Below are 23,523 nucleotides of genomic sequence, written 5' to 3' on the forward strand. Positions count from 1 at the left end.
TCAGCTCATGAACAGACGGACGTGTGAATGGACGTGGACGGAGCAGAGCACGTCGAACATGGGGGCGAATGCGGCCATGTCGTCGAGCGTCAATGCCTTGATTCGGTGGTAGTCGTCCTCGGCCCGGGCGTTGACCTCGAACAGGAGGCGTTGGGCGTCGAGGTAGTGGATCTTCATCAACCGGAGGGAGGCGTTGATCATCATGCTGGCCAGGCCGTATTGCTGGGCCGCGAAGGCGTCGACCTCTCCCAGCCCGAGGGCCTGGAAGACGAGCCCCTGACCGACAGGATATGTGCCGGGGACGCGCCCGGCCCGGATTCGATCGAGCCAGTCCGTCGCGGAAGATGGGCCGATTGTCCGGTCCGACATCTCGGCGAGCTTGCGGCCCATCCGGACGGACATGGTCCGCTGCTCCTCGTTGAGCTTGCGATGGAACGACGCGTGGTCGGCCCGGTCGATCGTGGCCTCGTCGGCCGATTGGGCGGCTCGGAAGGCGGTCAGCAGGCTGATGCCGTCGGACGTGCTCGCCTGGGCCGTCGCCGTCCGGACGAACTGGCCCAGCGTCTCCACATCGCGGACGACGCCGCTCTGGATCGCCGACTCGAGCCCGTTCGAGAACGAGAACGCCCCGACCGGCAGGACCGAGTCGCCGAACTGCAAGACGCGCATGAGGCGGAGGATTTCGGACACGGCAGGCTCGTCCGGTGTCAGGAGGCGTGCGGGTGGTCGTGGTCGTGGTCGTCGGGCCCTGCGACTTCGTGGGGGTGACTGTGCGTAGTGACCCGGCCCTCGGCATCGACGTGCGTGTGCTCGTGCGGATGGGCCCGAGCAGGGTCCGCCGCGGGGAGGTGCGAATGCGGGGTCGAATCGGCCCCGCCGAAGAGGCGGCGCGCCTCGTGGGGCGCCAGGAACGGGATGACCTCGGCACCGGGCTGGAATTCGTAGGTGATTCCCACGAACGCATGCGTCTTCATGACCGAGGCCATGACCTTGCGGTCGACGGTCAACGGGACGTACACGGCCGACCCCTTCACGACCGCCGGCCAGTGCTGGTTGCCGAGCGCGTGGCCGAGTTCCACGCAGGTCCGGGCCAGCAGGTCGCTCGACTGGCCGAGCACGCCATCGAGCCGGACGACGAGGACATCCTGGAGCTGAATCCGGGCGACGATCGCCGATCGGTTCGCCTCGTCCCAGGCGAGGATGTCGCCGTCGTGCAGGTGCGTGTTCCGCTCCAGGGCCACGGCGACCTCGACGCCCGCTTCCGTCTTGCGGCGGAATCGGTTCTTCTGCGCCTGCCACTGGTCGAGCTGAAGGGCATCGATCGACGCGCCTTCGAGATTCGCCTTCCAGATGGGGTCGCCTTCATTGCCGACGACCGATTCCACGAGAATCATCCGAGGCCCCCTTGGATTGCAGAGAAGATCATGCCCGAGATCGTCGCGACGGTGTCTTGCCCTCGAGGAATCCGACCTCGACGAGCGACTCGCCGATGGGCGGGCTGAGGACCGGATCGATGGAAGCGAGGAGAGGTTCGCCGGGTTCGTCCCGAAGTCGGATCGTGCCCCGGCTCGGGGTGCTGAACGTCGACAGGCCGCCGATGGTCCGCGTGGTGACGAAGAGCGCGAGGCCTGCGCCGATCGGTCCGTCCTCGGCGGAGTGGACAGCCGCGAGACCGATCGGAAACGCGGCGATCCGGTTCTTCGTGGGGCAGTGGCCGTGCGTGGCGTTGCCCGGGAGCACAAAAGACGCGCGTAACGCCGTCCCGCCTTCCCCACCCGGGGTCACCCGATTTAGCTGAAGAAGTAAAGCTGATTCAACGAGATCGTCTTCGGCGGGGTGACGGTCGCGTGGACCCCGTCGACCTTCACCGCGAACGTCTGCGGGTCGACCTCGATCTGGGGCAGGTAGTCGTTGCGGACCAGGTGCTGCTTGGTCAGGACTCGGGTCCGGCTGACCGGCTCCACGATCCGCTGCAGGCCGTACTTCTCCTTGACGCCGAGGTCGTGGGCCAGGCGCGAGACGAAGGTCACGCAGGTCTTCGCCAGCGCCGAGCCGAAGGCGCCGAACATCGGCCGATAGAGCATCGGCTGGGGCGTCGGGAGCGAGGCGTTCGGGTCGCCCATGTTGGCCCAGACCACGAATCCCCCCTTGAGGACAAGCTTCGGCTTGGCCCCGAAGAAGGCGGGCTCCCAGAGCACCAGGTCGGCCAGCTTGCCGGGCTCAATCGAGCCGACCATATGCGACACGCCCGTGGTGATGGCGGGGTTCAGCGTGCATTTGGCCAGATAGCGGAGGACGCGGAAGTTGTCGTTTCCCGGCGCGTCCTCGGGGAGCTTGCCGCGGGCCTTCTTCATGGCGTCGGCCGTCTGCATGGCGCGGAGGAAGTGCTCGCCGACCCGGCCCATGGCCTGCGAGTCGCTGGAGATGATCGAGATCGCCCCCATGTCGTGCAGGACGCTCTCGGCGACGATGGTCTCGGCCCGGACGCGGCTCTCGGCGAAGGCGACGTCGGAGGGGATCTTCGGGTTCAGGTTGTGGCAGACCATGATCATGTCGAACAGCTCGGCCACCGAGTTCACGCCGCAGGGGAGCGTCGGGTTGGTCGAGCTGGGCAGCACGTTCGGCTGGCCGACGACCTTGAGCAGGTCGGGGGCGTGGCCGCCGCCGGCGCCCTCGGAGTGGTAGGTGTGGATGGTCCGGCCGTCGATGGCGGCCAGCGTGTCCTCGACGAAGCCAGACTCGTTGAGCGTGTCGGTGTGGATGGAGACGCTTACGTCATAGTCATCAGCGACGGAGAGGCAGGACCGGATCGCGGCCGGAGTGGTCCCGTAATCCTCGTGGATCTTGAAGCTCGCCGCCCCGGCCCGGAGCTGTTCGACGAGCGGCGAGGGGGCGCTCGCGTTCCCCTTGCCGTGGAACCCGAAGTTGATCGGCAGGCCCTCGGCGGCCCGCAGCATCATCTCGATGTTCCAGGGTCCGTTGGTCGTGGTGACGCCGTTGGTCCCGTCGGTCGGGCCGATACCGCCTCCCCAGAAGCTGGTAATCCCGTTCGACAACGCCGCCCAGACCTGCTGCGGGCAGATGTAATGGATGTGCGCGTCCATGCCGGCGGCGGTCAGGATCAGGTGTTCTCCGGTGATGGCGTCGGTGGCGGTGCCGGTCGTCAGGCCCGGCGTCACGCCGTTCATCGTCGAGGGGTTGCCCGCCTTGCCGACGCCCACGATCCGACCGTTGCGGATGCCGACATCGGCCTTGATCACCCCCAGGATCGGGTCGAGGATCGTGACGTTCGTGATGACCAGGTCCAGGCAGCCGGCCTCCTGGGTCAGCTGGTTGTCGCTGCCCATGCCGTCGCGGAGCGTCTTCCCGCCGCCACAGACCAGTTCATCCCCGAACGTGCGGAGATCCTTCTCGATCTCGACATACAAATCGGTGTCGCCCAGGCGAATCTTGTCGCCCACCGTCGGTCCGTAAAGGTCTGCGTACTGCTTGCGGGAGATCTTCATCGTGTGGCTCGCGCTGAGGGGGCGGGGGATCACTGGGTCGATTTGAAGCCGAGTTCCCGGGCCTTCCTGACGGCGGCGTCGAAGTTGGGCCGATAGTCGGGAGTCGGCCCGCCTCCGGTCCAGCCGTCGACCAGGTTGTTGAAGCCGAGGCAGTACTGCTTGCCCCCCATCGGTACGAGCGAGACCTCCTTCTCGTCCCCCGGCTCGAACCGGATGGCCGTTGTCGCCGGGATGTTCAGCCGCATGCCGAACGCGGCCGGGCGGTCGAACTCGAGGTAGCGATTGACCTCGAAGAAATGAAAGTGCGAGCCGACCTGAATCGGCCGGTCCCCCGTGTTCCTCACCTTCAGCGCAACGGTCGGTCGCTCGGCGTTGAGCTCGATGTCGCCCTCGGCCAGAATCAGGCCCCCGACCGGGACCTTCTCGAAGCTGTCCGACTGCGGAGGGGCGTCCGGGTGTCGGGCGAATGTCCGGCGTTCCCCCGCCGGGACCTGTGGCTTCTCGGCCATGCGACGCGCTCCTGTATCGACAATTAACTGCCCTTGCCCGTGCTCACTTGATCGGTTCGTGGACGGTGATCAAACGGGTCCCGTCGGTGAACACCGCCTCCAGTTGGACGAAGGGGATCATCTCCGCGACCCCGTCCATCACGTCGTCCCGGGTCAGAACCTGGGCCGCCTCGGCCATCACCTCCTCAACGGTCTTCCCCTCTCGGGCCCTCTCGAGCGCCGCGGCGCAGATGAGGGCCATCGACTCGGGATGGTTGAGCTTCAGCCCCTTCGCCTTGCGGCGCTCCGCGATGTCGGCGAGCTGGTAGATCAGGAGCTTCTCAATCTCGCGAGGCGTCAGGTGCATCGAAGTGACTCCGAGGGGACAGATCCGGGGCGATGCAGGCGATCAATCTCGGTCAGGCGGGCATGCGCTCGAACCGGCCTTCCAGGCTACCGAGGGCCAGGACGATCCAGGACGCGACGACGAACGGGGCCGTCAGGGCGGGAAGGCCCACCGATTTCGGGAAAAATTCGGTCATCGGCACCGAGATGATCGCCCCCAGGATCGGCAACAGGAGCGACGGACGCCAGAGATAGACCGCCATCGCGGCCAGCGCCGCATTGTATCCGTAGATGCCGATCGAGATCGATCCCGAAGGGTCGTTGTGATACATGGCGAGGGCCGTCCCGGCGATCGAGCCGAGCGTCGCGATCGCCGCGTGACGCCAGTTGCTCAGGGCGATCCCCACGAGGAACAGGGCCCCGGTCGCGACATTCGCCCCGAACATGACCTCGGCGGCGCCGTCCAGGACCGCAGCCACGAACCCTGCGGGCGTGGCCGACGGGGGGGCGGGCTTCACGTCGATCGAGGTCCCGGCCGCAGCATGGGCGATCACCAATGCAATCCAGGTGGTCACGATGAAGGGGGTCGTGTACGTGGGAGCCTTCACCAGCCGTCTCAAGCCGAACGTCAAGACCGTGGCGATCACGCCCCCGAGAACGATCAACCCCCAGGTGAACGGCTCGGGCTTGAGGTAGAAGATCAGTCCAACCCCGACGAGAGTGGAATTGAACCCGTAGATTCCGTCGGCCAGCTCCCCCCGATCGAACCTCAGCACATGGGCCGTCGCCGGACCGACGATCGCGCCGAGCAACGCGCCGATCGCCATCAAGGGCCCGGCGACCGCCATCCCGACCACGAACAGCAGGCCCGTGGCCGCGTGCCCCTGGAACATCACCTGCCCCACCCCCCGGAGCAGGATCACCACCCATCGGCGAACGTCGAAATCGGCGGAAGATTGGTCCGCGACGTCGGGACTCATGATGTGGCCTCATCGCGGGCCGAGACACTCAGGCCGGACAGAAACGATCGATGCCGGGATCGACGCTCAGTCGCCATGAGTCGGAAGAAGACTCGCGGGGGACTCTCGACGGTCCATCTCATCGCCAGGTTTGGCAAGAGCATTCTTGCTGAACCGGATGGGGGCCGCAACACCTTAGGATCGGGATCCCATGTTTTTTAACGTATGGGGATGGGCGAATGCCTCTCCCCGGATCCTGGTCGTCTCCGCAAGCCTCACAGTCGATGGGGCTTACGCGAGGCGGACGGCAATCGGCCACGAATCCCGCCCGACTGGTCGGTCGGATTGGCTTCAGGATTCGTCACGTGACGCCCGAAAGAATTGTCACAGGCCGCAGTGTTCACCGGTTTGGAAAAACCGGGCTTCGTTGAGAATCGATACTGGGAATGCCGATGCGTTACCATTGTCGTGAGACGATTCCACGGTGGCCATTCTTCTTGATCGCCCTCGGTTTGGTCGAACTTGCCGGGCAGGTCGCTCATGCTCGGCAATCGGTCGATCCCAACTCCCTTCGGATCATCGGCTCCCCGATCAAGGTGGCCTCGGAATCGCTCTTCGGGCCGTTGCGCCCGGACGCCTGGCGCCCGCTCTCCTTCTCGACGCTCTTCACCGAGGGCTGGGATGAGGTTTACGCGCCCGCCCCCGGGGACGCCCCCCGACGGACCTGGATCAACAACGCCGACGGGGCCTTCTCTCGGCTCTTCGTTTTCTCGTTCGCCTATGCAAGAGACCTGCCGGGTGGTGGAGATGCTTACAATGGCGCCTACTTCCTCTTCACCCCGCGAGCCGTCGCCTCGAGCTCGGCTGGTTCGTGCCGTTCGTGACGTCGGCTCCCGATGCCTCGACCGCGATCGGTTCCGGCAACTGGACCGATTTCGGCGATCTGACCATCGCTCCTCGGGTCCTCCTGGCCGAGGATCGACGGTATACGCTGACCACGAATCTCTTCGTGCGGCTGCCGACGGGGGACGCACGAAACGGCAACGGCGCGGCCAGCCTCTCCCCCGATCTCGAATTCTGGACCAATCCGATCGACCGTTGGGTGGTCCGTGGGGGAGTCGGCGTGACGATCCCCACGAACTTCTCCCCCGCTTCGGCCGCCTTGCAGCGGTTCAATCCGTGGACCGGTTTCAACGCCTCTCCGAGCCCATTCGCCTCTTTCGACGCTCGGCTGGCCGTCGGCAAGTATCTCACCCCCGCGGACGCGCCCATCTTCAAGAATTTCGTCGCCTATCTCGCGACGAATCTCCACACCGAGCTGAGCGGCGGCAGTTGGACTTACTTCAGCCTGACCCCCGGCTTCCGATTCGGCCTGGGTAATGAGTGGTACATACTCGGGGGGCTGGAGGTGCCGCTTTCCGGCCCGAACCCGTTCGAGACGCAAACAATCTTCCAGATGATCAAAAATTTCTGATCGAGGCGTTTGGGTCTCGCTGAGAATCGTCGCGTGCCGCCGGGCAGGCAATACCGGGGAGGATCGAAGGGATGATTCGAGAGCCGCGATCGAAGCGACGATCACCCCGCCCCCCTCTCCGGACGATCGGTGGAGCCCTGCTGTTCGTGACGGCGGGAATGACGGCCCTCGTAAGCGCTCAGGACATCCCTCCGCTGCCCCCGGCTCTTCCGGAGGCAAACGTGCCGGGCTTCGGCCCCGCGGGGCCGGAGGCCCCCTTGCCCTCGACCGATGCCGAGTTGCTGGAGGAGATCCGACGGCTCCGGGCCGAGGTGAGCCAGGTCAACGAGCTCCGACGCGAGGTCCAGACCCTCCGGAAAGAGCTTTCGATCTTCCGTCAGGGCCAGCCGGCGGGCGATCCCGGCTATTCCCTGAGTGACCTGAACGCCGGCCTGGGGCCTGGCATCAGCCGCCCAGGGGGCACTTCGATTTCCCGACCCGTGCCGACCCCGTCGGGCAGCACGACGGTGATCGACACCGGGGGGGGATCGCCCCCCGTGAGCTTGCGCGGGAGTTCCCCCGCGCCTCGGGTCACCACGACCCACTCCGGCACGACGACCGTGACCGAGGTCTACGGCGATACCGACCATCCGACCCGGGACAATTTTCCGCTCTCACCAGCCTACCGTTACAACGTGGGGACCGGCCCGCTCGGCGGCGGCGGCTATCTGCACCTCGGCGACGATGATGGCGAATTCTCGGTCAATCTGACCAACCAGGTGACCCTGGACGGGACCTTCTACGATCGTCAGGACATGCCGACGATCGAGCAGGGGTTCAACGTCCCCTTCGCCCGAACCTTCCTGTACGGGAACATCACACGGAACTGGGTCTACCAGGTCGGCACGCAGGGCTTCCTCGGGCAGTTCAACCTCCTCGACGTGTGGGGGGCGTACCGGTTCGGCGATCGCCTGACCGTCCGATTCGGCAAGGGGCTCACCCCTCCGCTCTACGAGTACTATGGCTTCTCCCCGGCCATGGAGCCCGTGATCACCAACTCGCCGCTCTTCCAACTGGCAGGGAAACGGCAGCTCGGCGTGATGGCGTCGGGCAACCTGCTCGATGGTCGGGTCCAGTGGTGGTCTGGAGTGAACAATCCGGGGACGAGCTTTTGGTACGCCCTGAACGGCAACGTCGAGTACAACGGCGCAGTCACGTTCACCCCGTTTGCGAATCTTGATGGCAGCATCTTCAAGGCGCTCGGGGCCGGTGCCGGGTTCTCGGCCGGTTACGACGAGTACGCCCTGGATCCCGGGCAGCAAATCGCCTTCATCAACGGCGCGGGTGAGCCGACGACCAACTCGGAATTCGTGACTTCCACGGGCATCCCCTTCTTCACGTACAACGAGGGGATCATCTCCCGAGGGGTGAGGACCCGATTCGCCCCGCATTTCTTCTGGTACGGGCGATTCAGTGTCCTGGCGGAATATATGAATTTCAGCCGAGTCTTGCAGGACGCGAGGAACGCCGGCCGGTCGACCCAGCACGCGTACTACGTGAACGCCTCATACTGGTTGACCGGGGAGCGTGACTACCCGGGCAACGGATTCCAGGGCTACTCGACCGTTGCACCGCTCCGCCCCTGGCGACCGAGCAGGGGTCAGTTCGGTCCGGGGGCCTGGCAGCTCGCCGCCCAGTGGTCGGAATTCAACGTCGGCAACGGTGACTTCAGTCGAGGATTCGCCGATCCGGAGACCTCGACAAACCGGATGTCCCAGCTCATGACCGGCATCAACTGGTGGCCGAACCGCTACACCCGGCTCTCGTTCAACTACGTCTGGACCGGGCTGAACCGCCCGATCCCGATCAACGGGCCCGAGCCGATCGACACCTGGGGGACCTTCTGGTTCCGCTACGCCATGTTCTTCTAGGCCCGGACGCAACGGCCGGATCACCGGCCGCGCACAGGGCCCGGCACGGACGGCCGGGAGGAAACGATCGGGGTGAAGGTGACGAGTCTTCGTGCCCCGCGATGCGGGCGATTTGGCTGGAACGTACTCGCCGTCCTGGTGCTCACCGGACGAGCGGCGGCCCAGGATCCGATTGCCGATCTGATCGACCCTCCCCTCTCAATCCTGGAAGCGCCGTTGGAGCGGGCGAGCCGTTTGCTGCTGGACCTCTACCCGAGCGACTCCGGCGTGCCGAGCATCGGCCAGGGGCGGACCAATCAGAGTTCTCGAGAAAGTTCACCGCTGTTGCCCGACGGCGAACACCTGCTGAATCGACTTCTCGGGATCGAGCGAAGCCCGGTCCGAATCTACGGGTGGATTCAGAATAGCTATACGGGCAATCCGTCCAATCCTGCGAACGGCCTGAATTTCGGCGTCACTCCGAACGACCTCGCCAATCAATGGATGGGCAACCAGTACTATCTCATTTTCGAACAACCGCTGGAGCAAGTCGATCGGGTGAACTTCGGCTTTCGATTCGACAACCTGTTCGGCAACGATTGGCAATTCACCCACATGCATGGGCTGTTCGATAACACCTTTCGCCTGAACAGCGTTGCAGGATACGACCCAGCCCAGTTTTACGCAAATGTCCACCTGCCGATCCTGACCGACGGTGGCCTCGACGTGCGAGGGGGCCGTTGGTACACGATCGCCGGATACGAAGGGGTGCCGGCATTGAGCCGGTCACTCCTTTCCGTTCCTTACATGTTTAACTACGGACAACCCTTCACCCATTTCGGGGTGCTGACCACGCTCAATGTGTCCGAACGCTTCAAACTCTTTAACGGGGCGGTGAACGGCTGGGACCGCTTCATCAACCGGAACTACAATTGGGGTTATCTCGGTGGCTTTTCCTGGGATTCGAAGGATGAGCGTACGCACCTTGCCTTCACGTGCGTCTGGGGTCCGAATCAATTCCCGAACTTTCTTCCGGTCGATACGCAGTTGTTCCCGACCGGCTACGTGAACATCCCGAGCCTGGCGGGACTGCCCAACCCCGGGTACGCCCGCAACGACCGCACCCTCTTCACCACGGTCCTCTCCAGGCAATGGTCCAATGAACTTTTGCAGGTATTCGAATTCGACGTGGGCTGGGAACGAGCGATCCCCGGCCTTGGATCGAACGGCCAGAACGGCCTTCCTGCCTCGGACCAGTGGTATGGAATCGGCACCTGGTTCCTGTACCAGGTCTCTGAGCCGCTTGCGCTGGTCTGGCGATCGGAATGGTTCCGAAATGTGGCCGGATCTCGGACCGGGTTGCCCGGGGACTTTTACGAAGTGACGCTCGGCATGGTCATCAAGCCCATGCCTCGAGTCTGGTTCCGACCGGAAGTCCGCCTCGACTGGGCACACCCCAATCGCCCGTTCGACAACGGTAACTCCAATCGTCAGGTGACGATCGCATGCGACCTGATCGTCAATTTCTAGGTTCTACTCACAATCTCTTGCGGAGGCGGGGCGATCCGTGATCGCCTGGGCAGCCCGATCGATCCCAAGGAATCCGTTGATGCGCCGCCTCGAGATGCCCGACGAGCGATTCCGACGCATCGCCCAACTTTACCCGAATTCTCGCCGGTGATCCGGGCCGCTTGCAAATCCGATATTCCCCGGTTCGAATCCGGGCGGCGCCTCGTTCGTTGTCGAGGAGGGTCGGTTGGTGAGGATGATGCCCGAGGTGATCGATTCACCTCGGGTTTATTCGTGCGCGAGATGAGGATGAGTTTGCTGAGGCCCGCTGGTCGGACAAGGCTATCGACACGCCGGTGAAGCCGAGAAGGGACGGGAGCATTGGATGCAACCGATCCCCTCGGCGACGCGGGGGCGAGGAGAGATCAGGCCAGGTGCCGCTCGATTTCGGGGAGAAGCCGGGCAAAGTCGAGATGCTCGGGGCAGGCGGCCCGGGCGGCGGCAAGGTCGGCGTCGGACCAGTCTCGGGCGTCCGACGAGAGGCGGGCGTACTGGCGTCGGGCTTCGGAGCGGTCGCCGAGGTGCCGGGAATAGGTGAGGAATCGGGTCAGGTCGCCGAGGGCGGCCCGAGTGCCGCCGGCGAGCGAGCATCGGCCGTCGCAGTTGGCGCAGAGCGTCGGACCGTGGGCGAGCGTCGCGTCCCGAAGGCGGTTGATGTCGGCGGCTTCGAGCGGCTCGAAGCGGTGGGCGGCATCCACGTTCTCGCGGATCTGCTCGGTATTGCGCATCGAACAGCAAATGCTGCTGATGCGTTCGTCGCTCCAGATGGCGTGCAGCAGGCCCTGGAAGGGGGTGAGGTTGCGTTCCTTGAGCACGGGGACGCGAGCCACGACGTCATCGAGGATGTTGCCCTGCGGGGCGTCGCCGTAGAGCTGCCCGGCGATCTGCTTCATGGAGATCAGGCCGATCCCCTTCTCCCAGCAGGCGTCGAGGGCGCGGTTCAGCGGCGCGTCCCGATCGAGCCAGGGGCGATACTGTAACATGATGGCATCGACATGCCCGGCCTTGGCCGCGGCCTGGAGAATCTGCGGGCGGTCCTTGTGGTGGGTCGAGAAGCCGACGAATCGGGCCTTCCCGGACTTGCGGATCGTCTCGGCGGTTTCCTTGAACTCCTGGCTCGAGACCATGTTCATCGCGTCGTCGAGCGAGTGGTCGTCTCCCAGGCCGTGGATGAAGAAGAGGTCGATGTAGTCGGTCCCGAGGGCCTCCAGCCGGCGATCGAGCTGGTCGACCAGATCTTTGGGGGACCGGGGCGTGTCCTTGGTGACGAGGAAGATCTCCTTGCGGACCTCCGGAGCCTGTTCGAACCAGCGGCGCAGGTTCCCCTCGGTCCCGTAAACGCGAGCGGTGTCGAACATGCGGATCCCGCTGGCGAAGGCGAAGCGCAGCAGGCGATCGTAGCTTGGTCCTCGGATGGCACCCTGGTCGAGCAAGGTGACCTCGACGCCGGTCTTCCCGAGCGTCCGCCGGGGAAGGACCGCCTCCCCGGGGGCCTCGGCCTCCTGCGATCGCGACCCCGAGGCGGAACCCATGATGGTGGCTGAGGCGAGCGCTCCGGCCTGGAGGAACGTCCGGCGGTCGGTCGATTGGATCGGGTCGTGGGCCATCGATTGGGCATCCTTGATGAAGGAAAAGGATGGGAACTGGATCGGAGTCGGACGACGGGCGATGCTTCGGGTCAGGCGGGACGATCGCGTGGTGGAGGGACAGGGCGTTCCTGAGGACCGACGTAGGCGCTCAGGGGGCGGACGATCCGGTTGGACGACAGTTGTTCCATGACGTGCGCGCACCAGCCGGTGACCCGGGCCATCGCGAAAATGGGCGTGAACATCGGGCTGTCGAAGCCGAGGAGGGCATAGGTCGGGCCGGCGGGGAAATCGAGGTTCGCGGGGATCCCTTTCTGTTCCAGGACCGTCTGCTCGACGATGTCGGAGATGGCGATCCATCGCGAATCGCCTGTGGCCTGCGCCACGCGATCGCGGTAGGTCTTCATCGTGGGCACGCGAGAGTCGCCCAGGCGATAGACGCGATGGCCGAATCCCATGATCTTGCGACGGTCGGCCAACGCCCCGAGCACCCAGTCTCGTGCCCGATCGGGGCTCTCGATCTCGGTGAGCATCGCCATGACGGCCTCATTGGCCCCGCCGTGCAACGGCCCCTTCAGCGACCCGATCGCCGCGGTGACGGCCGATCCGAGGTCGGACAGCGACGAGGCGACGACCCTGGCCGTGAACGTCGAGGCGTTGAAGCCGTGTTCGGCATAAAGGGTCAGAGACGCATCGAACGCCTTGACCAGGTCCGGGCCCGGGACCTGCTCGAAACACATGGAGAAGAAATTCTCGGCCAATGACAAATCAGGCCGGGGGGGGACCGGGGCCTTGCCCTGCCGGAGGCGGTAGTCGGCCGCGACCATCGTGGGCATTTTCGCGAAGAGGAGCTCCGACGAGCGGAGCAAGGCTGCGTGATCCTCGGGGCCGGGACTCGGGAGCGACATGGACATGAAGCTGACGGCGGTCCGCAGCGAGTCCATGGGATGATGGCCCGCCGGCGACTCGCGCAAGACCCGGAGCGTCCCGTCGTCGAGCGACCGGTTATGCCGCTCGAAGTCGGTGAACGCGGTGAGCGATTCGGGGGCGGGGAGCTCTCCGCGCAAGAGCAGGTAGGCGACCTCCTCGAAGCGGCACTGCTCGGCCAGGGCCGCGACCGGATAACCCCGATAGAGCAAGGTCTGGCGCTCGGGGATGACGTCCGAGATCGCGGTCTCGTCGAAGATGACCCCCTCGAGTCCCTTCCTGGCTCGGAACATCTCGGCGTTCATGGGCGCTCCGGAAAAACAAAGCGAACGATCATTTCTGAGGAAGTCTGAAATTGAAGAGATTGCGATCGAACGCGGCGTACGACTCGTAGTCGAGCAAATCGTAGAGTTCCGACCGGGGCTGCATCGCGTCGAGAAGCTCACGCTGGGTCCCGTGCTCGGCGATGGTCCGGAGCCCGGATTCGACGGCATGCATGGCCAGCCGGAGCGAGGTGACGGGATAGAGGACGATGTTGTACCCGAGGTCGCCCAGCGTCTTCGCGTCGAGAAGCTCAGACTTCCCGAATTCGGTCATGTTGGCAATCAGAGGGGCGTCGATCGCCTCGCGGACCTGCTCGAATTCGTGGCGGTTCGCCAGCGCCTCGGGGAAGATGGCGTCCGCGCCCGCGTCGAGATAGCGGCGGGCGCGGTCGATGGCGCCGTCGATCCCTTCCGAGGCCCGGGCGTCGGTCCGGGCGATCAGGAGGAAGTCGGGATCGCGACGGGCCTCGACCGCGGCCCGGATCTTCTGGGCCATCTCCTCGGGGGACACGAGTTGCTTGTGGTCGAGATGGCCGCAGCGTTTCGGGTTGCGCTGGTCTTCCAGGTGGCAGCCGCTGAGGCCCAGGTCCTCGAGGACCTGGATGGTCCGGGCGGCGTTGAGGGGCTCGCCGAAACCCGTGTCGATATCGACAATCGCCGGCAGGTTCGTCACGCGGGCGATCGCGTGGCCCCGCGAGGAAACCTCGCTCAGCGTGGTCAGCCCGATGTCCGGCAATCCCAGGTCGGCGGCGAGCACCGCGCCCGAGAGGTAAATCCCCTCGAAGCCGAGGCGCTCGATCATCAGGGCCACGAGCGGGGAGAAGGCCCCCGGGAGGCGGAGGAGATCTCCCCGAGAGAGCGCTTGCCGGAGCGTTTTCCGCTTCTGGGCGGGGGTCTGATGGGCGTGGAGCATCAGAAAATCCCCCTTTGGGCGGCGCCTGGGGGCCCGAGCCGACCCGCGGGGACCTCGAACGAGAGTCGATCGAGGTCGCCGGCTGGGATCTGGACCAGGTCGAGGCAGGCCCCGAGGAATCGCTCGGACTCAACCGGGTCAAGATGCTCGTCCGTCAGTTGTCGGAACTTCTTCACGTAGCCGTCTCGGGCGAACGGGCGGAGCCCCCGCGAGTGGGCGTGGGCCACGTCGAGTTGCTCGGAGATCACCCGGCCGTCATTCATCCGAATCTCGACCCGGCCGCCGAACGCCTTGCGATCCGGGTCGGGATCGTGGTAGCGAGCGGTCCAGTCGGGATCTTCCTCCGTCGCGATCTTCCGCCAGAGCCGGACGGTCCCGGGCCGGGCCGCGCGCTCGGGACGATAGCTGTCGACGTGATGCCAACGGCCGTCTTCCAGCGCCACCGCGAAAATATACATCAGGCTATGGTCGAGCGTCTCCCGGGAGGATTGGGGGTCGAACTTCTGGGGGTCTCCAGAGCCGGTGCCGATGACGTAGTGGGTGTGGTGGCTCGTGAAGATGCGGATGGTATCGATCGCCTCGAGATCGGCGATGCGATCGCGCAGGCCGAAGGCAAGATCGATGAATGCCTGCGCCTGATATTCGGCGGAATGTTCCTTGGTGTACGTCTCCAGGATGGCCCGTCGCGGTTCGTCGTCATCGGGCAGGTGGACGAGGTATTCGGCCTCGGGGCCGTCGAGGAATCGGGCGATCACGCTGTCTTCACCCTCGTAGATCGGCGATGGGCTGGTTTCTCCCCTCATGCACCGATCGACCGCTTCGATCGCGAGTTTCCCGGCGTGAGCCGGGGCGTACGCCTTCCAGGAGGAAATCTCACCCTTGCGAGACTGCCGGGAGGTGATGCAGACGTGAACACCCTGCTGGATGGCCTGGTAGATCACGCTGCAATCGAGGCCGAGCATCGCCCCGATCCCGGCAACCTGGGCCGGGCCGAGGTGGGCGATGTGATCCACCTTGTGCTCGTGCAGGCAGATTGCCTTCACCAGGGCGACGTGGACTTCATAGCTCGCGACGATCCCGCGCAGCAGGTCGGCCCCCGACCGGCCGCATTGCTGGGCGACGGCAAGGAGCGGGGGGATCGAATCGGCGGGGTGGGCGTAATCGGCAGCGAGGAACGTGTCGTGCATGTCCAGTTCGCGGACGGCCGTCCCATTCGCCCAGGCCGCCCATTCGGCATGGACCCGGACGTCTCGGGGGAGGCCGAAGACGGTCGCCCCGAGCGGCCGAGGGTGAGCGATCGCCTGTTGCCGGGCGGTGACGACCGGTTTTCGAGCCAGGGCCGCGCAGGCGACCCCTGCATTATCGATCAGGCGATTGATCACCATTTCCACTACGTCCGGGTCGAGCGGCGGATTCTCGGCCGCGACACGGGCGAGCTTCCAGGCAAGTTGCTCGGATCGCTCGGGAGCCTGCGATGAGGGGTAAACTCGGACGCGCGTCGCTTGCATGGGTATCGATCATTTCGGGAGAGTGCCGGCCCCGATCCCTCGTCACACGGTCCGGGGCGTCGGTCGAGCCTCGGGCAATTCCTGACATCATAAGTCAGCCTGCACAGGCCCGATAGGGGCACCTACCGAGGTCCCGAACCCGGTTCCGAGCCGGGAGCGGGGGGGCGAAGTTTCCCCCAAACTTCATGAGCCTCGGGCGGCGGGGCGCGGTATCCTGGGCTCCCGTCGTGAATCGAGGCCGAGTCCGGACGTCGGAAACGCCCTCTGTCGGCGGCATTGCGTCGCGTCAGTCGACGCAAGATCACGGGCCGACGACTTCATCTTCCTGCCTGAATCGGGATTTCGCCATGCTCGATCTGAGACACCTCCGGGACGCCGCACACGCCGAAGGCGGCGTTTCGCGTCGACTGTTCCTGTCCTACGCGTCGGCCCTCGCAGCGGTTCCGTTGCTGGGGACTCGTGTCGAGGGGAGGGTCCTCCGACGGTCTGCGTTCGATCGCGACCCGTTCACCCTGGGGGTGACCTCGGGCGACCCGGATGCAACCGGCATGGTCCTCTGGACCCGGCTCGCCCCCGACCCGCTGACCCCCGACGGTGGGATGCCCGCCGACCTGATCGAGGTCCGGTGGGAGGTGGCGACGGACGAGGGCATGAAGGATCTCGTCCAGCAGGGCACGACCGTGGCCACCCCCCAACTCGCTCATGCGGTCCACGTCGAGGTCGACGGCCTGGAGCCGGACCGCTGGTACTGGTATCGCTTCCGAGCCGGCGATGCCGAGAGCCCGGTCGGTCGGACGCGGACCATGCCGGAGCGGAGCTCGCTCCCGGATCGACTCCGATTCGCCTTCGCCTCGTGCCAGCACTATGAGTCGGGGTATTACACCGCCTACGAGCACATGGCGAACGACGAACTCGACCTGGTTTTCCACCTGGGCGATTATATCTACGAGGGTCGTGGTCGCGACGGGCAGGTCAGGAAGCACGAGGGGCCCGAGCTGGAGACGCTGGCCGACTACCGCATCCGGCACGCCCAGTACAAGACCGACCCGATGCTGCGGGCCATGCACCAGGCCTGCCCCTGGGTGGTCACCTGGGATGACCACGAATTCGATAATAACTGCGCAGGCGCTATTTCAGAAGAGCCGGATGTCGATCCGGTCGATTTCCTCCTGAGGCGTGCGAATGCCTACCAGGCCTATTATGAGATGATGCCCCTGCGTCGGCGATCGTTGCCTCGGGGGCCTCACATGCAGCTGTACCGGACGGTGACGTTCGGGCGGCTCGCGAATTTCCAGGTGCTCGACACGCGGCAGTACCGCTCGGACCAGCCGAACAACGACCGCCACAGCCCCCTGAACGAGGCCGCGCTCGACCGCCGGAACACGATGCTCGGCGACCGCCAGCTGGGGTGGCTCCATGCCGAGCTGCTCGAGTCGCAATCCACCTGGAACGTGCTGGCGCAACAGGTCATGATGGCCATGGTCGGATTCCCGTCCGACGACGGCCAGGTCATCCATTCCATGGACCAGTGGCCCGGCTATGCCTCGGAGCGGATGGCCCTGATGCGGTTCCTGCAGGATCGGAAGGTCCCGAACCCGGTGGTCCTGACCGGCGACATTCATTCGAACTGGGCCAACGACCTGCGCGTCGACGACCGCGAACCGGATTCCCCCGTCGTGGCGAGCGAGTTCGTCGGGACCTCGATCTCCAGCGGCGGCAACGGTCGCGCGACGCTCCCCAACCTGGAAGAACGGCTCGCCATGAACCCCGGAGTCCGGTTCTTCAACGCGCAGCGCGGCTATGTGCGATGCACGGTGACCCCGAAATCGTGGCAGAGCGATTATCAGGTCGTGGAGGAAGTGACCCAGCCTGGGGCCCCTGTCGTGACGAAGGGGTCGTTCGTCGTCGAGGCCGGACGCCCCAGCATCGAGCAGAGTTGATCCGAGCCGATTCGGGTACGTCGTGAACATCCGCCCCGGCGGGTGAGCACGCCTTGACCAGGGCGGTCACCCGACATTCGTCACGGAGAACCCCCGCTGCATCCGGGAGTGCTCGGGGGCTCGCCGCGATCCCGGGTCATTACTTCAAGGGGCTGAATTCCGTGGGGACGAGCATCCAGCGTTCGACCGATGCCGCCAGCGGGACGCCGTCGGGCTGGCTCTCCTCGCGGACCTGATTCCAGGCGGGGTCGCCGCGGAACGACTCCCAGGCGTTCAACGCATTCGGATAACTCGGGTGCGCGAGGAAATAGACCAATGTTGAATCGGCCCCGTGGTCGGCCTCGATCGGCATGGTGTAGAGGATGTTCGTCATCCCATGCTTCTCGAACAGCTCCAGGGTGTGCTCGCGGAATCGCTTGTTCAGGTCGTCAAGCTTCCCGGGGCTCGCGACGTATCGCCTGAGTTCGAAAAGGCGGTGATCGTCGACCGCGCCCTCCGGATTCTCGGGCTCGCCCTCAGATCCGACCGGCGGCCGATCACTTCCGTGAATGTCGGGGAGTGCGGGGCTGTAGTCTGTCGGGCTGAGATACACGGTCTCGACGTGCGTGACGACGTCGTCGTGGATGCGTCTCTCCCGCTCGAAGGCGTTGATCCACTCGGGATCGGTGGCGAAGTTCTTCCAGCAGAGTTCAGCCGCCCTCATGCTCGGGAAACCGACCAGGTAGACGAGGCGATCGCCCCCCTCGTCCGATTCGTGGGGCGTCCACGCGCCGATCAGGGTGATGTCGTGCTTCTGGAACAAGGGGAGATTGACGCGTTGAAACCGCTCGACCAGGACGTCGAGTTTCTCTGGGGCCGTGGTGTACGATCGAAGCTGATAGGTCATCACGGGCTCTTCCGCTCCGGTCGCGGTCGCGGTCGCGGCACCGAGCATGATGGTCGTCAACGAACAGGTCGCCAGGAACAGGGGGCGGGTCATTGCAAGCGTCTCCCTGAAGGATGTTGAACCGCTTGACCGTTCTATCCGCCTCGCCCGAGGGAGGTCAAGCGGGAGCACGACTGAGATTCGGCGAATCGGTGCGAAAACGCAAGCTGGCCCGACGAGGTCGTGCCTCGTCGGGCCAGGGGGCACGATCGTTGAAGCGTTTACCCTTCACGATCGTCCTCGGTCGCGATCCACACCCGTCGGTCATGGGGAGGGGTCGAGGCTCCCGTCCGAGGAGTCCCGATCCGAAGGCTCGGGTTGCGGCCGCGAGGAAATCCCGAGCGCGTCCCAATCGAGCCCCTCGAACGCGCCGGTGAAGTTCCCCGACGACTGCTCCCCATCCTGCTGGCTCGACCCGGGGAATTCATCGTTGAACTGCTCGCGCAACGACTGATGAAGCTGGGCGAATTTCGGGTACAGCTCGTCGCGGTAGAGGCTCTTCTCCTCCAGCGTCTCCGCGGCGCCGAACTGGAGATTGTAGAACCGCATGAAGCTCATGAGCGTGGGCAAGGTCACCTGTTCGACATTCGCGGCCTCGTCGATCACCTGCTTCACCTCGGGTTCCTCGAGCATGGTCGTCATGGCCGCCTGGGCCTTCAGGTGCCTGAGCGCCTCCGCGGCCGTCGGCCCCTCGAGGTCGGATTGTTGCACGGATCGATACATCTCGCCGAGGACATTCCTCGCCTCGGTGAGCAGCTCGCTCGGGACGGTCTCGCCCTCGGGGATCTCCAGGATCTGTTCGATGATCCCCTCGTACCGCTCCCGCAGGGGGGCCAGCGCATCATCCCGGAGCGCCGCAGGCCACCCCGGACCATCGGAGGTCAGCCGTCGGAGCGAGACCGCCGTGCCTCGGTGCGTGAACATGAACGGGATTTTCTGGATCGCCGAGCCCGGGATGGTCATCCCGTCGGCGGCGTCCCGGACGACCGAGTCGGGGATGGCCGGGTTGTCGATGTCGTAGAGGATGTTGTTGATCGCGTCGCCCGATTCGATGTCGCGAGGGGTGGGATCGTTCGTCCGACGGTCCCTCAGCTCCTCCCGGGCCTCGTCGACCTGCTCCTGGCTCGCCTGCCGGCGGGCGGCGGCCCGTTGCCGGTGGAGCCTGGCCGACTGGTAGAGATACTCATTCAGTTCCATGAACGATTGGGTGCGAACGGCGTCCGCCTGGGCCGACTGGAGGTCGCCCGCTCCCAGGCCACGGGCGAAGGCCCCCATCCCTCGGAAACCGCTGCCGGCGACGGTCTCGCCCCCCCAGCCTCCCCAGCCGTATCCGCCGTAGAAGCCACCGGGGGCGACCTGGCCGTGGGCCTGGGTCGAGAAGGCGAGTGCGAGCATCGCGACCATCGGGGCCGCACTTCGATTGACCCGGACGCGCCCTGAGCGCCGGAGCCGGATGAGAGTTGCCATGGCTGTTGTCTCCCTGCAAGGCAAGAGCGATCGCCGTTCGTGCGTCACCGTGATCGCACAACCGGGCCTAAGTCTCCGTGATTCCGCAACTCGTATGCCGAATCGCAAGGCAATCGGGCCCGTGACGAATTGGTCGATCGCCGGCCCGAAGCGGAACAGAAGATGCTGGTGCTCTGATGGGGCCCGTCACACGGCCGGATCGGGATCGAGCCCTCGGGGCCGACGGCGGTCCGACCGTGGGATGAGGCAAGTTCCCGGCACCTTCATGGACCAGGTGCCACCCGCAGAGAGACACACTGAAAGAGAGAAACAATGATGATCAAGGCAAACGTGTTTTCGGCCTCGTGCGTCGCTGGCCTCGTGATGACCGGCGCCTCGTTCGCCCAGGTCGTCGAGGAACGCCCCGCGCCGCAAGTCGGACGGCAAGTGCCCGCCGATACCGCCGTCCTCCAGGATGAGGAGCGGACCGCGACCGTCGACGCCTCAGCCAGCCTTCGCCGCGTCAGCGACCTGCTCGGGGGAGAGGCCCGAGGGCCCGGCGACGAGGGGCGGATCGCCGCCATCAGCGACCTGATCATGGACGCCCAGGGGCGCCCCCACTACGTCCTGCTGAGCCGTGGGGGCCTGGCCGGCGTGGGCGGCGACAAGATCGCCGTACCATTCCAGGTCGGGACCTTCGCCCAGGACGAGGATCGGAACTGGCACTACCAGCTCAACATGACCGGCGACCAGCTCGACCAGGCGCCGGTGCTCGAGGAGGGCTCGCTCGCCTCCTTGCGGGATGCGAACTGGGTCCAGGCCAACCGCCAGTTCTTCGATGCCGATGCGGTCGGCGATGACTCGGGGACCGGCGACGACTCCTTCCTCTTCCGCGCCGATGCCCTGACCGACGCGGAGGTCCGCGGTCAGGCCGGAGACGATTCGATCGCCAATGTCGACGATGTCATCCTTGGCCCCGATTTCCGGGCGACGTATGGCATCCTCGGGTATGGCGGGGTGGCCGGCCTCGGGAAAAACCAGGTCCCGGTCCCCTTCTCGATGCTCCAGCTCGAGGCCAGGGCCGATGACGACCGCTACGAACTGGTGGTGAGCATCCCGACGACCAAGGAGTATCTCCAGAGCGAGACCGCTCCGAAACTCGACGGCAACGACGAACGATTGCTCGACACGACCTTCCTTGATCGCGTCAAGGAGTACTTCGCCGTTGACCCCTCGTAATGCTCGGGCCGCATCCGAGGTCGGGCGAATTCTCCCACGAGAAGGGCCCCGACCCGGGTGACCTGCAGACTGGTCAAGACCTCGCCGCTGGATCGATCGTTCGGTCGATCCAGCGGTTTTTTCGTCGAACGGCGGAACGGAATCAGGATCGACCGATCCCGAAATAGGTGAATCCCTGTTCGGTCATCCGTTCCGGCTCGTACAGGTTGCGACCGTCGAAGACCACGGGGGTGCGCAGCAACCGTCGCATGGTGTCGAAGTCCGGATTCCGGAATTCGTTCCATTCCGTCACGATCGCCAGGGCATCGGCCTGGTTTAGGCAATCGTAGGGCCGATCGCAGAAGGTCACGCGATCGCCGTAGATCTCCCCGACGTTCGGCATCGCTTCCGGGTCGTGCGCACGCACCGAGGCCCCGGCCGCGAGCATCGCGTCGATGAGCACCAGGGCCGGGGCCTCGCGAATGTCATCGGTCTTCGGCTTGAAGGCCAGCCCCCAGACGGCGATCGTCTTCCCCTTCAGGCCGTCCGGGCCGCCGAAATACTCGGTCACCTTGCGGGGGAGGACCGTTTTCTGCGCCTCGTTGACCAGGTCGACGGCTTCCATCATCAGGCTCGGCATGTCTTTCGAGCGGGCCATGTGGACCATCGCCCGGACGTCCTTCGGGAAGCAACTGCCGCCGTAGCCGACCCCGGGATGGAGGAAGTGGAAGCCGATGCGCTGGTCATGGCCGATTCCTCGGCGCACATCGTTGATGTCGGCCTCATAGGCTTCGCAGAGGTTCGCCATCTCGTTGATGAAGCTGATCTTCACCGCCAGCATGCAATTGGCCACATATTTGGTCATCTCGGCCGATTCGGGAGACATGACCAGGAACGGCCGATCCGTCCTCAGGAACGGGGCATACAACTCGTGGAGCTTCTCGGCGACTTCGGGCGTTCGGGCACCGATCACCACCCGGTCGGGCTTGGTGAAGTCCTCGATCGCCGCCCCTTCCTTCAGGAATTCGGGGTTGCTCGCGACATGAAAGGGCACGTCGGTCAACAGCGACATGCGGCGGGTCAATTCGGCGTTGGTGCCGACCGGGACGGTGCTCTTGATGACGATGATCTTCGGCTCATCGCGGTCCGAGAGATGCCGGGCAATTTCTTCTCCCACGGCCCAGACGCCGCCGAGGTTCGCGCCCCCGTCGTCTCCCTGAGGGGTCCCGACGGCGATGAAGATCAGCTCCGCGTCCGCGATCCCCTCCGCGAGGTCGGTGGTGAACTGGAGCCGACCGTCCTTGAAGTTGCGGTGGACCAGTTCACTCAGGCCCGGCTCGTAGATGGGAATCCGGCCCTGTTTCAGGCCTTCGATCTTCTCTTCCAGCTTGTCGACGCAGACCACGTCGTTGCCGCTGTCGGCCAGGCAAGTACCTTGAACCAGGCCGACATATCCGGTGCCGATGACGGCGATCTTCACGGCGATCCGTCCTCAGTTGGTGTGGAGCAGGGGTGACCCGGTCCTCGGTGGATCATCTCTTGGATCCAAAACCGCATGGTCCGGCCGATTCTTCTTGAGAGACTCTAGGACCTGCTGCGGGGTACGATGGACCGAGCGTTCCTTACTTCCCAAGAACTGATCGAAGCCGCGGAGATTTCCTTCCAGAATCCGCGATCGATCCTCGGGGTATTCGGGCATTATCTGACAGCATCGAAGATCCGACAAGCCCGGTTGGATCGCGTGTCAAGTGGGATCATCATTCTCGACGAACGTGTTCCTCCCCGTCTTTATTCGTCAACCGATCCAGGATCCTGAGCCATTCCGCCCGGACCCCCTCCCGGCCGAGTTCAGCCCAGCGATCACGCCATCGCGCCTCGGACCAGGTCCGCAGGATCGCCCGGCGGGTCGGTTCGTCGGCGACCCGTTCGAGGACGATCGGCCTGAGGTCGACCAGGAGCCTCGCCTGCTCCGACGCAGCGGCCCCGATGGCCCCCGCCGCACGATCACGGAGGTTCGACGCCAGCGCCGGGCCGGCACCGGAGGTCGAGACACTCAGCAGGATCGGCCCCGATCGCCAGGACGCCGGGACCGCGAAGTCTCCCGAGGCCGGTTCGCTCGCCGAGTTTACGAGCAGGCCCCGGCGATGGGCGTCGCGAACCACCGAGGCGTTGACCTCCGGGGTGGCGGCGGCGAAGACCAGCATCGCGCCGTCGAGGTGGGCATCCCGGTATCGTCCCTCCTCGACCATGAGGTTCGAGGAGGGTCCCGCGTCCCAACCGGCCGGGTCGATCCCCCGGACCCTTGCCCCCGCGTCGAGCAGTCCCAGCGCCTTTCGGCGGCCGACCGGCCCGAGCCCCACCACGACGGCCAGCCGACCGGCCAGTTGCAGAACGATCGGATAACCTGACATCAACGAGTGCTCCGGCCCTTCGAGGGGCGATCGACGACGTTCGCCGGGGGATCGGTCGGGCCTCGCTCCGCGCCGGCCGATCGAGCCGCGAGGGGG

20 protein-coding genes are annotated in these 23,523 nt (G+C 65.3%); 5 read left to right on the top strand and 15 right to left on the bottom strand.

Annotation, left to right across the window (positions count from 1 at the left end; all coding sequences use genetic code 11):
* From AB1L88_RS02295 to AB1L88_RS02325, 7 genes are all read right to left on the bottom strand, one after another.
* A complete protein-coding gene (locus tag AB1L88_RS02295; protein WP_367095050.1) occupies nucleotides 1–669 on the bottom strand; it encodes an urease accessory protein UreF in 669 nt (222 codons plus the stop codon).
* Between the two features lie 38 nt (nucleotides 670–707).
* On the bottom strand, nucleotides 708–1,394 hold the full coding sequence (ureE, locus tag AB1L88_RS02300; RefSeq protein WP_367095003.1) for an urease accessory protein UreE: 687 nt from the start codon (nucleotides 1,392–1,394) through the stop codon (nucleotides 708–710).
* Nucleotides 1,395–1,790: 396 nt separating this feature from the next.
* Nucleotides 1,791–3,506 carry an urease subunit alpha gene (locus AB1L88_RS02305; RefSeq protein WP_367095004.1) on the bottom strand — a complete coding sequence of 572 codons (1,716 nt, stop codon included), beginning with the start codon at nucleotides 3,504–3,506 and terminating at the stop codon, nucleotides 1,791–1,793.
* Nucleotides 3,507–3,535: 29 nt separating this feature from the next.
* Nucleotides 3,536–4,015, bottom strand: a complete 480-nt coding sequence (locus AB1L88_RS02310) for an urease subunit beta (protein WP_367095005.1) — start codon at nucleotides 4,013–4,015, stop codon at nucleotides 3,536–3,538.
* Nucleotides 4,016–4,058: 43 nt separating this feature from the next.
* Complete coding sequence (locus AB1L88_RS02315) at nucleotides 4,059–4,361, bottom strand: urease subunit gamma (protein WP_367095006.1); 303 nt, start codon at nucleotides 4,359–4,361, stop codon at nucleotides 4,059–4,061.
* Between the two features lie 52 nt (nucleotides 4,362–4,413).
* Nucleotides 4,414–5,319 carry an urea transporter gene (locus AB1L88_RS02320; protein ID WP_367095007.1) on the bottom strand — a complete coding sequence of 302 codons (906 nt, stop codon included), beginning with the start codon at nucleotides 5,317–5,319 and terminating at the stop codon, nucleotides 4,414–4,416.
* A 254-nt stretch (nucleotides 5,320–5,573) separates the two neighbouring features.
* A complete protein-coding gene (locus AB1L88_RS02325; protein WP_367095008.1) occupies nucleotides 5,574–5,840 on the bottom strand; it encodes a hypothetical protein in 267 nt (88 codons plus the stop codon).
* 329 nt (nucleotides 5,841–6,169) lie between these two features.
* Here AB1L88_RS02325 and AB1L88_RS02330 point away from each other — a divergent pair, with 329 nt between their 5' ends.
* The 3 genes from AB1L88_RS02330 (at nucleotide 6,170) to AB1L88_RS02340 (ending at nucleotide 10,191) form a co-directional block, all read left to right on the top strand.
* The gene (locus AB1L88_RS02330; RefSeq protein WP_367095009.1) at nucleotides 6,170–6,772 is read left to right on the top strand and encodes a transporter; all 603 of its coding nucleotides are present in this window, start codon (nucleotides 6,170–6,172) and stop codon (nucleotides 6,770–6,772) included.
* 257 nt (nucleotides 6,773–7,029) lie between these two features.
* The gene (locus tag AB1L88_RS02335; RefSeq protein WP_367095010.1) at nucleotides 7,030–8,682 is read left to right on the top strand and encodes a porin; all 1,653 of its coding nucleotides are present in this window, start codon (nucleotides 7,030–7,032) and stop codon (nucleotides 8,680–8,682) included.
* A gap of 72 nt (nucleotides 8,683–8,754) precedes the next feature.
* On the top strand, nucleotides 8,755–10,191 hold the full coding sequence (locus AB1L88_RS02340; RefSeq protein ID WP_367095011.1) for an outer membrane beta-barrel protein: 1,437 nt from the start codon (nucleotides 8,755–8,757) through the stop codon (nucleotides 10,189–10,191).
* 404 nt (nucleotides 10,192–10,595) lie between these two features.
* Here AB1L88_RS02340 and AB1L88_RS02345 read toward each other — a convergent pair whose 3' ends face one another.
* The 4 genes from AB1L88_RS02345 to AB1L88_RS02360 form a co-directional block, all read right to left on the bottom strand.
* Nucleotides 10,596–11,837 (bottom strand): aldo/keto reductase, encoded by a 1,242-nt coding sequence (locus AB1L88_RS02345; RefSeq protein WP_367095012.1) that lies wholly within the window; start codon nucleotides 11,835–11,837, stop codon nucleotides 10,596–10,598.
* 71 nt (nucleotides 11,838–11,908) lie between these two features.
* Nucleotides 11,909–13,048 carry a bifunctional 2-methylcitrate synthase/citrate synthase gene (locus AB1L88_RS02350; protein ID WP_367095013.1) on the bottom strand — a complete coding sequence of 380 codons (1,140 nt, stop codon included), beginning with the start codon at nucleotides 13,046–13,048 and terminating at the stop codon, nucleotides 11,909–11,911.
* A 28-nt stretch (nucleotides 13,049–13,076) separates the two neighbouring features.
* Nucleotides 13,077–13,979 (bottom strand): methylisocitrate lyase, encoded by a 903-nt coding sequence (prpB, locus tag AB1L88_RS02355; RefSeq protein ID WP_367095014.1) that lies wholly within the window; start codon nucleotides 13,977–13,979, stop codon nucleotides 13,077–13,079.
* Nucleotides 13,979–15,487, bottom strand: a complete 1,509-nt coding sequence (locus AB1L88_RS02360; RefSeq protein WP_367095015.1) for an MmgE/PrpD family protein — start codon at nucleotides 15,485–15,487, stop codon at nucleotides 13,979–13,981. Before AB1L88_RS02360 ends, prpB begins: the two co-directional genes overlap by 1 nt.
* Nucleotides 15,488–15,834: 347 nt before the next feature.
* Here AB1L88_RS02360 and AB1L88_RS02365 point away from each other — a divergent pair, with 347 nt between their 5' ends.
* Nucleotides 15,835–17,427 carry an alkaline phosphatase D family protein gene (locus AB1L88_RS02365; protein ID WP_367095016.1) on the top strand — a complete coding sequence of 531 codons (1,593 nt, stop codon included), beginning with the start codon at nucleotides 15,835–15,837 and terminating at the stop codon, nucleotides 17,425–17,427.
* Nucleotides 17,428–17,566: 139 nt separating this feature from the next.
* On the opposite strand, the gene AB1L88_RS02370 is transcribed toward AB1L88_RS02365, so the two are convergent.
* Both AB1L88_RS02370 and AB1L88_RS02375 read right to left on the bottom strand, forming a co-directional pair.
* Nucleotides 17,567–18,406 (bottom strand): NIPSNAP family protein, encoded by an 840-nt coding sequence (locus AB1L88_RS02370; protein WP_367095017.1) that lies wholly within the window; start codon nucleotides 18,404–18,406, stop codon nucleotides 17,567–17,569.
* 210 nt (nucleotides 18,407–18,616) lie between these two features.
* Nucleotides 18,617–19,819 carry a hypothetical protein gene (locus tag AB1L88_RS02375; RefSeq protein ID WP_367095018.1) on the bottom strand — a complete coding sequence of 401 codons (1,203 nt, stop codon included), beginning with the start codon at nucleotides 19,817–19,819 and terminating at the stop codon, nucleotides 18,617–18,619.
* Nucleotides 19,820–20,131: 312 nt separating this feature from the next.
* Between AB1L88_RS02375 and AB1L88_RS02380 the strand changes: the two genes are divergently transcribed.
* A complete protein-coding gene (locus AB1L88_RS02380) occupies nucleotides 20,132–21,037 on the top strand; it encodes a hypothetical protein (protein WP_367095019.1) in 906 nt (301 codons plus the stop codon).
* 142 nt (nucleotides 21,038–21,179) lie between these two features.
* Here AB1L88_RS02380 and AB1L88_RS02385 read toward each other — a convergent pair whose 3' ends face one another.
* Nucleotides 21,180–22,496 carry a UDP-glucose/GDP-mannose dehydrogenase family protein gene (locus AB1L88_RS02385; RefSeq protein WP_367095020.1) on the bottom strand — a complete coding sequence of 439 codons (1,317 nt, stop codon included), beginning with the start codon at nucleotides 22,494–22,496 and terminating at the stop codon, nucleotides 21,180–21,182.
* 277 nt (nucleotides 22,497–22,773) lie between these two features.
* Nucleotides 22,774–23,427: a bifunctional precorrin-2 dehydrogenase/sirohydrochlorin ferrochelatase gene (locus AB1L88_RS02390; RefSeq protein WP_367095021.1), complete on the bottom strand. Its 654-nt coding sequence runs from the start codon at nucleotides 23,425–23,427 to the stop codon at nucleotides 22,774–22,776.
* Between the last annotated feature and the right edge of the window lie 96 nt (nucleotides 23,428–23,523).

It is taken from the genome of Tautonia sp. JC769, from assembly GCF_040717455.1.
GTDB lineage: Bacteria > Planctomycetota > Planctomycetia > Isosphaerales > Isosphaeraceae > Tautonia.